Below are 13,920 nucleotides of genomic sequence, written 5' to 3'. Positions count from 1 at the left end.
AACTTTTTCACTAGGAATGTTGACATCCATCTTTTCTGATGTTAATATATTCAAGGTGTGTTAGTCACAACCTGTTACTTTGGAGGATATTTGATTATGTCTTATGAAAAAGTATCACAGGCACATAAAATCATTGTTGGTACAAAGCAAACAGTTAAAGCCCTGTTAAATAATCAAGTTAAAGAAATTGTCATTGCTGAAGATGCAGAACCAAGAATAATTAACAAAGTTATTCAAACTGCGGAACAAATGCAAGTACCTTTAACGAAAGTTTCTTCTATGAAAAAGCTTGGTAAAGCTTGCGGAATAGAGGTAGGAGCTGCAGCTGTAGCTATAATCCAGTAAAAACTGTTTTTGCACGATGAAAATAGTCATTATGCAGAAACTTTGTTTTTGCCTAAATATGAACCACCTGGATGTGTGGGATTAAAAGATGAGGGGAGGATATCCAAAATGCCTACAATTAATCAACTAGTTCGTAAAGGACGCGTAAGCAAAGTTGTGAAATCAGATTCACCAGCTTTGAATAAAGGTTACAATAGCTTCAAGAAAGAGCAAACAGATGTATCATCACCTCAAAAACGTGGTGTATGTACTCGTGTAGGTACGATGACGCCAAAGAAACCAAACTCAGCGCTTCGTAAATATGCTCGTGTACGTTTAACAAACGGTATTGAAGTAACTGCTTATATTCCTGGTATCGGTCATAACTTACAAGAGCACAGCGTTGTGTTAATCCGTGGAGGTCGTGTAAAAGACTTACCAGGGGTACGTTATCACATCGTGCGTGGAGCACTTGATACTGCAGGTGTAGATGGACGTATGCAAGGTCGTTCTAAATACGGTACAAAGCGTCCAAAAGCTGCAAAAAAATAATATGAATAAAATTTCAAACTAATTTGAAGGGAGGAACATAACATGCCACGTAAAGGTCCTGTAGCAAAAAGAGATGTATTACCAGATCCACTTTACAATTCAAAGCTTGTTACACGTTTAGTAAATAGAATTATGATCGACGGGAAAAGAGGTAAAGCACAATCTGTACTTTACAATGCGTTCGATCTAATCAAAGAACGTTCTGGAAAAGAACCTATGGAAGTGTTTGAACAAGCACTTAAGAACATCATGCCTGTTCTTGAAGTTAAAGCTCGCCGTGTTGGTGGTGCTAACTATCAAGTACCAGTAGAAGTTCGTCCAGATCGTCGTACTACTTTAGGTCTTCGTTGGTTAGTTAACTACGCTCGTCTTCGTGGAGAAAAAACAATGGAAGAGCGTTTAGCTAATGAAATTCTTGATGCAGCTAACAATACTGGTGCTGCTGTTAAGAAGCGTGAAGATACACATAAAATGGCTGAAGCAAATAAAGCATTTGCTCACTATCGTTGGTAATCAATATAATATAAATATACTAAATTTCCTATTAGGAAGGAGAAATTTACCCAATGGCAAGAGAGTTCTCCTTAGAAAATACTCGTAATATTGGTATCATGGCTCATATCGATGCTGGTAAAACAACAACAACTGAGCGTGTACTTTATTACACTGGTCGTATTCATAAAATTGGTGAAACTCATGAAGGTGCATCTCAGATGGACTGGATGGAGCAAGAACAAGAACGTGGAATCACGATCACATCTGCTGCAACTACAGCGCAGTGGAAAGGTCATCGCGTAAACATCATTGACACTCCTGGACACGTAGACTTCACAGTTGAAGTTGAACGTTCATTACGTGTTCTTGATGGTGCGATCGCTGTTCTTGATGCTCAATCAGGTGTTGAACCACAAACTGAAACAGTTTGGCGTCAAGCAACAACTTATGGAGTACCACGTGTTGTATTCGTTAATAAAATGGATAAAATCGGTGCAGACTTCATATATTCAGTGAATACATTGCATGATCGTCTTCAAGCAAATGCTCATCCAATTCAATTACCGATTGGTGCTGAGGATCAATTTGAAGGTATCATCGATTTAGTCGAAATGAAAGCTACGTTCTATGGTAATGACTTAGGAACTGATATCGTTGAGAAGGAAATTCCTGAAGAATACCAAGATCAAGCAAACGAATACCGTGAAAGATTAGTTGAAGCAGTTGCTGAATTAGATGAAGAGTTAATGGAAAAATACCTTGGTGGTGAAGAAATCACTAACGAAGAGCTTAAAGCAGCAATTCGTAAAGGTACAGTTAATGTTGAATTCTATCCAGTTATCTGTGGATCAGCTTTCAAAAATAAAGGTGTTCAAAAAATGTTAGATGCAGTAATCGACTACTTACCATCTCCATTAGATGTACCTGCAATCAAAGGTACTGTTCCTGATAGTGATGAGGAAGTAACTCGTGAATCTAGCGACGATGCTCCATTCGCTGCATTAGCATTTAAAGTTATGACAGACCCATATGTAGGTAAACTTACATTCTTCCGCGTTTACTCTGGTACATTAAGTTCTGGATCATATGTTCAAAACTCTACTAAAGGTAAACGTGAACGTGTAGGACGTATCTTACAAATGCATGCAAACAGCCGTGAGGAAATCTCTCAAGTACATGCGGGTGATATTGCTGCAGCAGTTGGTTTGAAAGATACAACAACTGGTGATACTTTATGTGATGACAAAAACTTAGTTATCTTAGAGTCTATGGTATTCCCTGAGCCAGTTATTGAGCTTTCAGTTGAACCAAAATCAAAAGCAGACCAAGATAAAATGACGACTGCTTTACAAAAACTTCAAGAAGAGGACCCTACATTTAGAGCTCATACTAACCCAGAAACTGGTCAAACGATCATTGCTGGTATGGGTGAACTTCACTTAGATATTCTCGTTGACCGTATGAAGCGTGAATTCAAAGTTGAAGCAAATGTTGGTGCACCTCAAGTAGCATATCGTGAAACATTCCGCCAAGGAGCAAAAGTTGAAGGTAAATTTGCTCGTCAATCTGGTGGTCGTGGACAATTCGGACATGTTTGGATCGAGTTTGAACCAAATGAAGAAGGTAAAGGCTTCGAATTTGAAAACAAAATCGTCGGTGGTGTAGTACCACGTGAATATGTTCCTGCTGTTCAAGCTGGTCTTGAAGATGCAATGCAAAACGGTGTATTAGCTGGTTATCCACTAGTAGACGTTAAAGCTGCACTAGTTGACGGATCTTACCATGATGTTGACTCAAGTGAAATGGCGTTTAAAGTTGCTGCTTCTTTAGCTCTTAAAAATGCTGTTTCAAAATGTAACCCAGTAATTCTTGAACCTGTTATGAAGGTTGAAGTTGTAGTACCAGAAGAGTACATGGGTGATATCATGGGTCAAGTAACTGCTCGTCGTGGACGTGTAGAAGGTATGGAAGCACGCGGTAACGCTCAAGTTGTTCGTGCAATGATTCCACTTTCTGAAATGTTTGGATATGCGACAGCATTACGTTCAAGTACTCAAGGTCGCGGTGTGTTCACAATGCACTTTGATCACTATGAAGAAGTACCAAAATCAGTTGCAGAAGAAATTATTAAAAAAAATAAAGGTGAGTAATTGATTTTACCCCTTTGTTGAGATATAACTACTTATGTGAGAACAGAAAGTGTTTACATCACTTTCTGTTACATAAATCCTAAAAAATTTAAACTCTAAGGAGGATTTTTAGAATGGCTAAAGAAAAATTCGATCGTTCCAAAACGCATGCTAATATCGGTACAATTGGTCACGTTGACCATGGTAAAACTACATTAACAGCTGCTATCACAACAGTTCTTGCAAAAGCAGGCGGCGGTGAAGCAAAAGGTTATGATCAAATCGACGCAGCTCCAGAAGAACGTGAGCGTGGTATTACAATCAATACTTCACACGTTGAATATGAAACAGCTACTCGTCACTATGCACACGTTGACTGCCCAGGACACGCTGACTATGTTAAAAACATGATCACTGGTGCTGCACAAATGGATGGTGGTATCCTAGTAGTATCTGCTGCTGACGGTCCAATGCCACAAACTCGTGAGCACATCCTTTTATCTCGTCAAGTAGGTGTACCATACCTTGTTGTATTCTTAAACAAATGTGACATGGTTGATGATGAAGAGTTATTAGAACTTGTTGAAATGGAAGTTCGTGACCTTCTTTCTGAATATGAATTCCCTGGTGATGATGTACCAGTAATCAAAGGTTCTGCTCTTAAAGCATTAGAAGGAGAGCCTGAGTGGGAAGAAAAAATCGTTGAATTAATGAACGCTGTTGACGAGTATATCCCAACTCCAGAACGTGACACTGACAAGCCATTCATGATGCCAGTTGAGGATGTATTCTCAATCACTGGTCGTGGAACAGTTGCTACAGGTCGTGTAGAGCGTGGACAAGTTAAAGTTGGTGACGTTGTTGACATCATCGGTTTAGTTGAAGAGCCAAAGAACACAACTGTAACAGGTGTTGAAATGTTCCGTAAGCTTCTTGACTATGCTGAAGCTGGTGATAACATCGGTGCACTTCTTCGTGGGGTTGCTCGTGACGATGTACAACGTGGACAAGTACTTGCTAAACCAGGTACAATCACTCCACACACTAAGTTCAAAGCTGAAGTTTACGTATTATCAAAAGAAGAAGGTGGACGTCACACTCCATTCTTCTCAAACTACCGCCCACAGTTCTACTTCCGTACAACTGACGTAACTGGTATCTGCCAATTACCTGAAGGCGTAGAAATGGTAATGCCTGGTGATAACGTTGAAATGTCTGTTGAGCTTATCGCTCCAATCGCGATTGAAGAAGGAACTAAATTCTCAATCCGTGAAGGTGGACGTACAGTAGGCGCTGGCGTTGTAGCTTCTATCCAAGAATAATTAACTATAATAGTTAGAAAAGACGAGTATTTGTTACTCGTCTTTTTTTTTGCATTATATCCTTTATATGAAACTAATCGATTTCATCTTTTCACAATTAATTAGAAAAGGTATTTTTAAGGATGATAGAAAATAAAACCATCTAGAATGAACTTGATAATCAACTATAATCTATGTATAATATGAAAAGTGCGCAAGAATACTATATAACTTTAATTTATTCTTGCATCTATCACGGTTTTTTTGTATAATAGACAATGTTGGTCTTTGACTGCGATGAGGCAGGAGGTTGCCGATACACACGGCCGCTTTGCCATGGCGTGTGTAGGAAAATTTCTGCTGAGAAAATGTCTATTTTAAAAATAGGCGAAAAGGAGGGAAAATAATGGCAAAACAAAAGATTCGTATTCGTTTAAAAGCTTATGATCATAGAATTCTTGATCAATCAGCTGAGAAAATCGTTGAAACTGCAAAACGTTCTGGAGCAAGTGTTTCTGGTCCAATTCCATTACCAACAGAAAGATCTGTATACACAATCCTACGTGCGGTTCATAAGTACAAAGATTCTCGTGAACAATTCGAAATGCGTACGCATAAGCGTTTAATTGATATCATCAACCCAACACCACAAACAGTTGATGCATTAATGCGTTTAGACTTACCATCTGGTGTTGACATCGAAATCAAATTATAATTTTAAGAATAATTTCTACGGAATATATAGGAGGTGTGACTCATGACCAAAGGAATCTTAGGAAGAAAAATTGGTATGACGCAAGTATTTGCTGAAAACGGTGATTTAATCCCTGTAACAGTTATTGAAGCTACTCCAAACGTTGTTCTTCAAAAGAAATCAGCTGAAACTGATGGATATAATGCTGTACAATTAGGTTTTGAAGATAAACGTGAAAAATTAGCTAACAAACCTGAAAAAGGACATGTTGCAAAAGCAAACACTGCACCTAAGCGCTTCGTTAAAGAACTTCGTGAAGCTAGCTTAGATGGTTACGAAGTTGGTCAAGAAGTCAAAGTTGATATTTTCACCGCTGGTGAAATTGTAGATGTAACAGGAATTTCTAAAGGGAAAGGTTTCCAAGGCTCAATTAAACGCCACGGACAATCTCGTGGACCTATGTCTCACGGTTCTCGCTATCATCGTCGCCCAGGTTCAATGGGACCTGTAGCTCCAAACCGAGTTTTCAAAAACAAATTATTACCTGGACGTATGGGTGGAGAACGTATTACAGTTCAAAACTTAGAAATCGTTAAAGTAGATGCAGAACGCAATCTATTATTAGTTAAAGGTAATGTACCTGGAGCTAAAAAAGCACTTATCACTGTAAAAAGCGCAGTTAAATCTAAATAATTTCTTTAGGAAAGGAGGAATTGGATAATGCCGAAAGTAGCATTATTAAACCAATCTGGATCTAATGTTGGAGAAATTGAACTAAATGATTCTGTATTTGGTATCGAACCTAATCAGCACGTATTATTTGATGCGGTTATCATGCAAAGAGCTTCCTTACGTCAAGGAACTCATAAAGTAAAAAATCGTTCTGAAGTTGCAGGCGGAGGTCGTAAGCCTTGGCGCCAAAAGGGTACTGGTCGTGCTCGTCAAGGATCTATCCGTTCGCCACAATGGCGCGGTGGTGGTATCGTATTCGGACCAACTCCACGTTCATATTCTTATAAATTACCTAAAAAAGTTCGCCGTTTAGCGATCAAATCTGCTTTATCATCAAAAGTAATTGACAACAATATCGTTGTTTTAGAGGATTTAACGTTTAATGCACCAAAAACAAAAGAAATGACTGCTGTTCTTAAAGGTCTTTCTGTTGATAAAAAAGCATTAATCGTTACTGCTGACAACAATGAAAATGTTGCATTATCAGCACGTAATATTCCAGGTGTAACAGTTGTTACAGCTAATGGAGTAAACGTACTTGATGTACTTAACCATGATAAGCTTATTATGACGAAAGCTGCGGTGCAAAAAGTAGAGGAGGTGCTTGCATAATGAAAGATCCTCGTGATATTATTAAGCGCCCCGTAATCACTGAACGTTCAACAGATCTTATGACTGAAAAGAAATATACATTTGAAGTTGATGTTAAAGCAAATAAGACTGAAGTAAAAGATGCTATCGAAGCTATCTTTGGCGTAAAAGTTGAAAAAGTAAACATCATGAACTACAAAGGTAAATTAAAACGAGTAGGCCGTTACACTGGTTTAACAAACCGTCGTCGTAAGGCTATCATTAAACTCGCTGCGGATAGTAAAGAAATCGAATTATTCGAAGTATAATTTTAAAAGAAAAGGAGGGATATCGATATGGCGATTAAAAAATATAAACCAACCTCAAATGGTCGTCGTAATATGACTGTTTCTGATTTTGCTGAAATTACGACTGACAAACCAGAAAAATCGTTACTTGCACCTCTACACAGTAAAGGTGGACGTAATAACCAAGGTAAATTAACGGTTCGTCACCAAGGCGGCGGACATAAGCGCCAATATCGTGTGATCGATTTTAAACGCAACAAAGATGGAATACCAGGACGCGTTGCTACAATCGAGTACGATCCAAATCGTTCAGCTAACATCGCATTAATCAACTATGTTGATGGTGAGAAAAGATATATCCTTGCACCAAAGAACTTAACTGTAGGATTAGAAATCATGTCTGGTCCAGACGCTGATATTAAAGTAGGGAATGCACTTCCACTACAAAACATCCCAGTTGGTACTGTTGTGCATAACATTGAGTTAAAACCAGGTAAAGGCGGACAATTAGTTCGTTCTGCAGGTACATCTGCTCAAGTATTAGGTAAAGAAGGTAAATATGTACTTGTACGTTTAAATTCTGGTGAAGTACGTATGATTCTTGCTACTTGCCGTGCAACTATCGGTCAAGTTGGTAACGAACAACACGAACTTATTAATATTGGTAAAGCAGGTCGTTCTCGTTGGTTAGGTAAACGCCCAACTGTTCGTGGATCTGTAATGAACCCTAATGACCATCCACACGGTGGTGGTGAAGGTCGCGCTCCTATCGGACGTAAATCACCAATGTCACCATGGGGTAAACCAACTCTTGGAGCTAAGACTCGTAAGAAATCAAATAAATCAGATAAGTTTATCGTACGTCGTCGTAAAAAATAACGTGATTGAACTACGGTTCTTTCGAACCGTAGCACGATCGCGAAGGGAGGTACAATCATGGGCCGTAGCTTAAAAAAAGGACCATTCGTGGATGAACATTTAATGAGTAAAGTTGAAAAGTTAAATGAAGCGGATAAGAAACAAGTGATTAAAACTTGGTCTCGCCGTTCTACAATTTTCCCGCAATTCATTGGTCACACTATCGCTGTTTATGATGGACGTAAACATGTTCCTGTATATGTAACTGAGGACATGGTAGGTCACAAACTTGGTGAGTTTGCACCTACACGTACGTACAAAGGTCATGCAAGTGATGACAAGAAAACAAGACGTTAATGAGAGGAGGCATTTATATGCAACAATCTAAAGCTGTCGCTAAAACAGTTCGCATTGCTCCTCGTAAAGCTCGTTTAGTTTTAGATCTTATTCGAGGTAAGCAAGTAGGCGAAGCAGTAGCAATTTTAAACCATACTCCAAAAGCTGCTTCTCCAATCATTGAAAAAGTATTAAAATCAGCAGTGGCAAACGCTGAACATAACTATGAAATGGACATTAATAGCTTAGTTGTATCTGAAGCTTATGCAAATGAAGGTCCAACTCTAAAACGTTTCCGTCCACGTGCTCAAGGTCGTGCAAGTGCTATTAACAAACGTACTAGCCACATCACAATCATCTTAACAGAAAAGAAGGAGGGATAATCCGTGGGTCAAAAGGTAAATCCAGTCGGTCTTCGTATTGGAGTTATTCGTGATTGGGAGTCTAAATGGTTCGCTGGTAAAGACTACTCAACTCTTTTACATGAAGATATTAAAATTCGTGAATACATTAGCAAACGTCTTAATGATGCATCTGTTTCTAAAATTGAGATCGAGCGTGCTGCAAACCGTGTAAACATTACAATCCACACTGCAAAACCTGGTATGGTTATTGGTAAAGGTGGTACGGAAGTTGAAGCATTACGTAAAGCGTTGAACCAATTAACTGGCAAACGCGTCCACATCAACATTTTAGAAATCAAAAAAGCTGATTTAGATGCTAAATTAGTTGCTGAAAACATTGCACGTCAATTAGAAAACCGTATTTCTTTCCGTCGTGCTCAAAAACAAACTATTCAACGTGCAATGCGCGCTGGTGCACAAGGTATTAAAACTCAAGTATCTGGTCGTTTAGGTGGAGCAGATATCGCACGTGCGGAGCATTATAGCGAAGGAACAGTTCCACTTCACACTCTTCGTGCTGACATTGATTATGGAACAGCTGAAGCTGATACAACTTATGGTAAATTAGGTGTTAAAGTTTGGATCTATCGTGGAGAGGTTCTTCCTACTAAGAAGAAAACTGAGGAAGGAGGAAAATAATATGTTATTGCCAAAACGCGTAAAGTATCGCAGAGAACATCGTGGAAAAATGCGTGGTCGTGCGAAAGGCGGTACTGAAGTACACTTCGGTGAATTCGGTATTCAAGCATTAGAAGCTTCTTGGATTACTAACCGTCAAATCGAGGCTGCTCGTATTGCGATGACACGTTATATGAAACGTGGCGGTAAAGTTTGGATTAAAATCTTCCCTTCTAAACCATATACAGCAAAACCTCTTGAGGTTCGTATGGGATCTGGTAAAGGTGCTCCAGAAGGTTGGGTAGCAGTTGTTAAGCCAGGTAAAGTATTATTCGAAATTTCTGGTGTTTCTGAAGAAGTAGCGCGTGAAGCACTTCGCTTAGCTTCTCATAAATTACCGATTAAAACGAAATTCGTAAAACGTGAAGAAATTGGTGGTGAATCTAATGAAAGCTAATGAAATTCGTGACCTTACCACTGCTGAAATTGAACAAAAAGTAAAGTCTCTTAAAGAAGAGTTATTTAACCTTCGCTTTCAACTAGCGACAGGACAATTAGAAAATACTGCTCGCATCCGTGAAGTACGTAAATCGATCGCTCGTATGAAAACTGTTATCCGTGAAAGAGAGATCGCAGCTAATAATCGTTAATAAGAGAGGAGGTTTACGAAAATGAGTGAACGTAACCAACGTAAAGTGTATACTGGTCGTGTTGTTTCTGACAAAATGGATAAGACAATTACTGTTCTTGTAGAAACTTACAAAACACACTCGCTATACGGTAAACGAGTAAAATACTCTAAAAAGTTTAAAGCGCATGATGAAAACAACCAAGCTAAAATTGGTGATATCGTTAAAATCATGGAAACTCGTCCATTATCAGCTACTAAACGTTTCCGTCTAGTAGAAGTAGTAGAAGAAGCTATTATCATTTAATTTGTTCGGATAGTTAATTCCGAAGGGAGGTAACATAAGTGATCCAACAAGAATCTCGTTTAAAAGTTGCTGACAACTCTGGTGCTCGTGAAGTTCTTACAATCAAAGTATTAGGTGGTTCTGGTCGTAAAACTGCTAATATCGGTGATGTGATTGTTTGTACGGTAAAACAAGCAACACCAGGTGGCGTTGTCAAAAAAGGTGAAGTTGTAAAAGCGGTTATCGTTCGTACAAAGAGTGGTGCACGTCGTTCAGACGGTTCATATATCAAATTTGATGAAAATGCATGTGTTATCATCCGTGATGACAAGAGCCCTCGTGGAACTCGTATTTTCGGACCTGTTGCACGTGAATTACGTGAAAACAACTTCATGAAAATCGTTTCTTTAGCTCCGGAAGTATTATAATAAATTCGATTGCCTTACTAAGGAGGTGCAACTAGGATGCATGTTAAAAAAGGTGACAAAGTAATGGTTATCTCTGGTAAGGATAAAGGTAAACAAGGCGTTGTACTTGCTGCTTATCCGAAAAAAGATCGCGTACTTGTTGAGGGAGTTAATGTTGTGAAAAAACATTCAAAACCTTCTCAAGCTAATCCACAAGGTGGAATCTTAAACCAAGAGGCACCTATCCATGTATCAAATGTTATGCCACTTGACCCTAAATCTGGTGAGCCGACTCGCGTTGGTTATAAAGTGGTAGACGGTAAAAAGGTACGTGTAGCAAAAAAATCTGGTGAAACTTTAGATAAATAGTAAATAAGGAAGGGAGGTCTGTGGTATGAACCGCCTTAAAGAAAAGTATCAAAAAGAAATTACACCTGCATTAATGAGTAAGTTTTCTTACAAATCAGTAATGCAAGCTCCAAAAATTGAAAAAATCGTTATCAACATGGGTGTTGGTGATGCAGTTTCAAACTCAAAAGCATTGGATGTTGCTGTTGAAGAATTAGCTCAAATCACTGGTCAAAAACCAGTTATTACAAAAGCTAAAAAATCTATCGCTGGTTTCCGTCTTCGTGAAGGAATGCCTATCGGTGCAAAAGTTACATTACGCGGTGAGCGTATGTACCAATTCTTAGACAAATTAATTTCTGTTTCTTTACCACGTGTACGTGACTTCCGTGGGGTTTCTAAGAAATCATTTGACGGTCGTGGTAACTACACTTTAGGTGTTAAAGAGCAATTAATTTTCCCTGAGATTGATTATGATAAAGTTAACAAGGTTCGTGGTATGGATATCGTTATCGTAACAACTGCGAATACTGATGAAGAAGCACGCGAACTATTAACACAGTTCGGTATGCCGTTCCAAAAATAATCGCTAAGTAAAGGGAGGCGAAATTGTGGCTAAAAAATCAATGATTGCGAAGCAAAAACGCACTCAAAAGTTCAAAGTACAAGAGTACACTCGTTGTGAGCGTTGCGGACGTCCACATTCTGTACTACGCAAATTTAAGCTTTGCCGTATTTGTTTCCGTGAACTTGCTTATAAAGGTCAAATTCCAGGCGTGAAAAAAGCTAGCTGGTAAAACCGTAAAACGGGAAGGAGGTTATTTTAGATGGTTATGACAGATCCTATTGCAGATATGCTTACTCGCATTCGTAATGCGAACATGGTACGTCACGAGAAGCTTGAGTTCCCTGCTTCTAAAATTAAGAAAGAAATTGCTGAAATTTTAAAGCGTGAAGGTTTCGTTCGTGATGTTGAATATGTAGAAGATAACAAACAAGGTATCATTCGTATTTTCTTGAAATACGGATCAAACAATGAGCGTGTAATCACTGGTCTTAAAAGAATCAGTAAGCCAGGTTTACGTGTATATGCAAAAGCTGATGAAGTACCACGTGTACTTAACGGATTAGGAATTGCAATTGTTTCAACTTCTCAAGGTGTTTTGACTGATAAAGAAGCTCGTGCAAAACAAACTGGTGGAGAAGTATTAGCATACGTTTGGTAAAAAGTTCAAAAAGAATGGAGGTGTATTGAATGTCTCGTATTGGTAAAAAGCCACTAGAAATTCCTGCTGGTGTTACAGTTACAATCGCTGATGATAATACGGTAACAGTAAAAGGACCTAAAGGTGAATTAACTCGTACATTCAACTCTGATATTAAAATCTCTTTAGAAGATAACGTCTTAACTGTAAGTCGTCCTTCTGATGTTAAAGAACACCGTGCTCTTCACGGTACTACACGTAGTCTACTAGGTAATATGGTAGAAGGCGTTTCTAAAGGTTTTGAAAGAGGATTAGAACTAATCGGTGTCGGTTACCGTGCTTCTAAATCTGGAAATAAACTAGTTCTTAATGTTGGTTACTCACACCCTGTTGAAATCACACCTGAGGCTGGTATTGAAATCGAAGTACCATCTCAAACAAAAGTTCTTGTTAAAGGTACTGATAAAGAGCGTGTAGGTGCTATTGCAGCTAACATTCGTGACGTTCGTCCACCAGAACCTTACAAAGGTAAAGGTATTCGCTATGAAGGCGAACATGTACGTCGTAAAGAAGGTAAAACTGCGAAGTAATATCGCCTAGATGATAAGAAAGGAGTGACCTAAATGATTACTAAAGCTGATAAAAATGCTGTACGTAAAAAAAGACATGCGCGTGTACGTGCGAAATTAACAGGTACTGCTACTCGTCCACGTCTTAACGTATATCGTTCAAATCAACATATTTATGCACAAGTAATTGATGATACTAACTCTGTAACTTTAGTAAGTGCTTCTACTTTAGATAAAGATTTTGATCTTGATGCAAAAAGCAATGTCGAAGCTGCACAAAAAGTTGGCGAATTAGTTGCTAAACGTGCTATTGAAAAAGGTGTTAAATCAGTCGTTTTTGATCGTGGAGGATATTTATATCATGGTCGTATTAAAGCTCTAGCTGATGCAGCTCGCGAAGCTGGACTTGAATTTTAATCGCAAAAGGAGGGACATAAAGAATGCGTCGTATTGATCCAAACAAATTAGAGCTTGAAGAACGCGTAGTTACCGTTAACCGCGTAGCGAAGGTTGTTAAAGGTGGTCGTCGTTTCCGCTTTGCAGCACTTGTTGTTGTTGGTGATAAAAACGGTCACGTAGGTTTCGGTACTGGTAAAGCACAAGAGGTACCAGAAGCGATTCGTAAAGCAATTGAAGATGCAAAGAAAAACCTTATCGAAGTACCAATGGTAGGGACTACAATTCCTCACCAAGTTATCGGACAATTTGGAGCAGGAAATATTCTTTTAAAACCAGCATCTGAAGGTACAGGAGTTATCGCAGGAGGACCTGTTCGTGCGGTATTAGAATTAGCAGGTGTTGCTGATATCCTATCTAAATCTTTAGGTTCAAACACTCCAATTAATATGATTCGTGCTACTATTTCTGGTTTGAAAGACTTAAAGAGTGCTGAAGATGTTGCAAAGTTACGTGGAAAAACGGTAGAAGAACTGTTAGGATAAGGAGGGAACTAAAATGGCGAATAAGTTAGAAATTACCCTCACTCGCAGTGTGATTGGTCGTCCTGAGGATCAACGTGTTACTGTTAGAACACTTGGACTTAAAAAGTTACATCAAACTGTAGTACAAGATGATAATCCTGCGATTCGCGGTATGATTAATAAAGTGTCTCACTTAGTTACAGTAAAAGAACAATAATAGATACAACAATAAATAA

At 38.7% G+C, this 13,920-nt stretch carries 25 protein-coding genes; all 25 read left to right on the top strand.

The features are described from left to right. Positions 1 to 96 precede the first annotated feature (96 nt). The 25 genes from HU235_RS00680 to rpmD all read left to right on the top strand — a co-directional run bounded on the left by HU235_RS00680 (position 97) and on the right by rpmD (position 13,901). Positions 97 to 345: a 50S ribosomal protein L7ae-like protein gene (locus tag HU235_RS00680; RefSeq protein WP_095301350.1), complete on the top strand. Its 249-nt coding sequence runs from the start codon at positions 97 to 99 to the stop codon at positions 343 to 345. A 108-nt stretch (positions 346 to 453) separates the two neighbouring features. After that, the gene (rpsL, locus tag HU235_RS00675; RefSeq protein WP_095301351.1) at positions 454 to 876 is read left to right on the top strand and encodes a 30S ribosomal protein S12; all 423 of its coding nucleotides are present in this window, start codon (positions 454 to 456) and stop codon (positions 874 to 876) included. A 42-nt stretch (positions 877 to 918) separates the two neighbouring features. Next, positions 919 to 1,389 carry a 30S ribosomal protein S7 gene (gene rpsG, locus HU235_RS00670; RefSeq protein ID WP_095301352.1) on the top strand — a complete coding sequence of 157 codons (471 nt, stop codon included), beginning with the start codon at positions 919 to 921 and terminating at the stop codon, positions 1,387 to 1,389. A 53-nt stretch (positions 1,390 to 1,442) separates the two neighbouring features. Further along, the gene (fusA, locus tag HU235_RS00665) at positions 1,443 to 3,521 is read left to right on the top strand and encodes an elongation factor G (protein WP_095301353.1); all 2,079 of its coding nucleotides are present in this window, start codon (positions 1,443 to 1,445) and stop codon (positions 3,519 to 3,521) included. Between the two features lie 113 nt (positions 3,522 to 3,634). Beyond that, positions 3,635 to 4,822, top strand: a complete 1,188-nt coding sequence (tuf, locus tag HU235_RS00660; RefSeq protein ID WP_095301354.1) for an elongation factor Tu — start codon at positions 3,635 to 3,637, stop codon at positions 4,820 to 4,822. A gap of 385 nt (positions 4,823 to 5,207) precedes the next feature. Further along, a complete protein-coding gene (gene rpsJ / locus HU235_RS00655) occupies positions 5,208 to 5,516 on the top strand; it encodes a 30S ribosomal protein S10 (protein WP_095301355.1) in 309 nt (102 codons plus the stop codon). Between the two features lie 42 nt (positions 5,517 to 5,558). After that, positions 5,559 to 6,188, top strand: coding sequence for a 50S ribosomal protein L3 (rplC, locus tag HU235_RS00650; protein WP_095301356.1), 630 nt, complete (start codon positions 5,559 to 5,561; stop codon positions 6,186 to 6,188). Between the two features lie 27 nt (positions 6,189 to 6,215). Further along, positions 6,216 to 6,839 carry a 50S ribosomal protein L4 gene (gene rplD, locus HU235_RS00645; RefSeq protein ID WP_095301357.1) on the top strand — a complete coding sequence of 208 codons (624 nt, stop codon included), beginning with the start codon at positions 6,216 to 6,218 and terminating at the stop codon, positions 6,837 to 6,839. Then, positions 6,839 to 7,126 (top strand): 50S ribosomal protein L23, encoded by a 288-nt coding sequence (rplW, locus tag HU235_RS00640; RefSeq protein WP_095301358.1) that lies wholly within the window; start codon positions 6,839 to 6,841, stop codon positions 7,124 to 7,126. The genes rplD and rplW overlap by 1 nt, the downstream gene beginning before the upstream one ends. A gap of 27 nt (positions 7,127 to 7,153) precedes the next feature. Further along, the gene (rplB, locus tag HU235_RS00635; protein ID WP_095301359.1) at positions 7,154 to 7,984 is read left to right on the top strand and encodes a 50S ribosomal protein L2; all 831 of its coding nucleotides are present in this window, start codon (positions 7,154 to 7,156) and stop codon (positions 7,982 to 7,984) included. Between the two features lie 57 nt (positions 7,985 to 8,041). After that, entirely contained in the window at positions 8,042 to 8,320 is a 279-nt protein-coding gene (gene rpsS, locus HU235_RS00630) for a 30S ribosomal protein S19 (protein WP_095301360.1), read from the top strand. 17 nt (positions 8,321 to 8,337) lie between these two features. Next, the gene (rplV, locus tag HU235_RS00625) at positions 8,338 to 8,682 is read left to right on the top strand and encodes a 50S ribosomal protein L22 (RefSeq protein WP_095301361.1); all 345 of its coding nucleotides are present in this window, start codon (positions 8,338 to 8,340) and stop codon (positions 8,680 to 8,682) included. 3 nt (positions 8,683 to 8,685) lie between these two features. After that, the gene (rpsC, locus tag HU235_RS00620; protein WP_095301362.1) at positions 8,686 to 9,342 is read left to right on the top strand and encodes a 30S ribosomal protein S3; all 657 of its coding nucleotides are present in this window, start codon (positions 8,686 to 8,688) and stop codon (positions 9,340 to 9,342) included. Between the two features lies 1 nt (position 9,343). Next, complete coding sequence (rplP, locus tag HU235_RS00615) at positions 9,344 to 9,778, top strand: 50S ribosomal protein L16 (RefSeq protein WP_003225801.1); 435 nt, start codon at positions 9,344 to 9,346, stop codon at positions 9,776 to 9,778. Beyond that, a complete protein-coding gene (gene rpmC / locus HU235_RS00610) occupies positions 9,768 to 9,971 on the top strand; it encodes a 50S ribosomal protein L29 (protein WP_095301363.1) in 204 nt (67 codons plus the stop codon). Before rplP ends, rpmC begins: the two co-directional genes overlap by 11 nt. A gap of 21 nt (positions 9,972 to 9,992) precedes the next feature. Continuing rightward, positions 9,993 to 10,256: a 30S ribosomal protein S17 gene (gene rpsQ, locus HU235_RS00605; RefSeq protein ID WP_095301364.1), complete on the top strand. Its 264-nt coding sequence runs from the start codon at positions 9,993 to 9,995 to the stop codon at positions 10,254 to 10,256. 38 nt (positions 10,257 to 10,294) lie between these two features. Then, positions 10,295 to 10,663: a 50S ribosomal protein L14 gene (gene rplN, locus HU235_RS00600; RefSeq protein WP_095301365.1), complete on the top strand. Its 369-nt coding sequence runs from the start codon at positions 10,295 to 10,297 to the stop codon at positions 10,661 to 10,663. A 36-nt stretch (positions 10,664 to 10,699) separates the two neighbouring features. Next, positions 10,700 to 11,011 carry a 50S ribosomal protein L24 gene (gene rplX / locus HU235_RS00595; RefSeq protein ID WP_095301366.1) on the top strand — a complete coding sequence of 104 codons (312 nt, stop codon included), beginning with the start codon at positions 10,700 to 10,702 and terminating at the stop codon, positions 11,009 to 11,011. Between the two features lie 25 nt (positions 11,012 to 11,036). Next, positions 11,037 to 11,576, top strand: a complete 540-nt coding sequence (gene rplE / locus HU235_RS00590) for a 50S ribosomal protein L5 (protein WP_095301367.1) — start codon at positions 11,037 to 11,039, stop codon at positions 11,574 to 11,576. Between the two features lie 25 nt (positions 11,577 to 11,601). Then, entirely contained in the window at positions 11,602 to 11,787 is a 186-nt protein-coding gene (gene rpsN, locus HU235_RS00585) for a 30S ribosomal protein S14 (protein WP_010285078.1), read from the top strand. A 30-nt stretch (positions 11,788 to 11,817) separates the two neighbouring features. Then, the gene (gene rpsH / locus HU235_RS00580; RefSeq protein WP_095301368.1) at positions 11,818 to 12,216 is read left to right on the top strand and encodes a 30S ribosomal protein S8; all 399 of its coding nucleotides are present in this window, start codon (positions 11,818 to 11,820) and stop codon (positions 12,214 to 12,216) included. 29 nt (positions 12,217 to 12,245) lie between these two features. Continuing rightward, a complete protein-coding gene (gene rplF, locus HU235_RS00575) occupies positions 12,246 to 12,785 on the top strand; it encodes a 50S ribosomal protein L6 (RefSeq protein WP_095301369.1) in 540 nt (179 codons plus the stop codon). A 33-nt stretch (positions 12,786 to 12,818) separates the two neighbouring features. After that, on the top strand, positions 12,819 to 13,181 hold the full coding sequence (gene rplR, locus HU235_RS00570) for a 50S ribosomal protein L18 (RefSeq protein ID WP_095301370.1): 363 nt from the start codon (positions 12,819 to 12,821) through the stop codon (positions 13,179 to 13,181). Positions 13,182 to 13,204: 23 nt separating this feature from the next. Beyond that, positions 13,205 to 13,705 carry a 30S ribosomal protein S5 gene (rpsE, locus tag HU235_RS00565; protein WP_095301371.1) on the top strand — a complete coding sequence of 167 codons (501 nt, stop codon included), beginning with the start codon at positions 13,205 to 13,207 and terminating at the stop codon, positions 13,703 to 13,705. Positions 13,706 to 13,718: 13 nt separating this feature from the next. Further along, positions 13,719 to 13,901, top strand: a complete 183-nt coding sequence (rpmD, locus tag HU235_RS00560; RefSeq protein ID WP_095301372.1) for a 50S ribosomal protein L30 — start codon at positions 13,719 to 13,721, stop codon at positions 13,899 to 13,901. The last annotated feature ends 19 nt before the right edge of the window (positions 13,902 to 13,920 follow it).

It is taken from the genome of Metabacillus niabensis, from assembly GCF_902829255.1.
GTDB lineage: Bacteria > Bacillota > Bacilli > Bacillales > Bacillaceae > Metabacillus > Metabacillus niabensis.
This window is presented reverse-complemented; position numbering and strand designations above follow the sequence as displayed.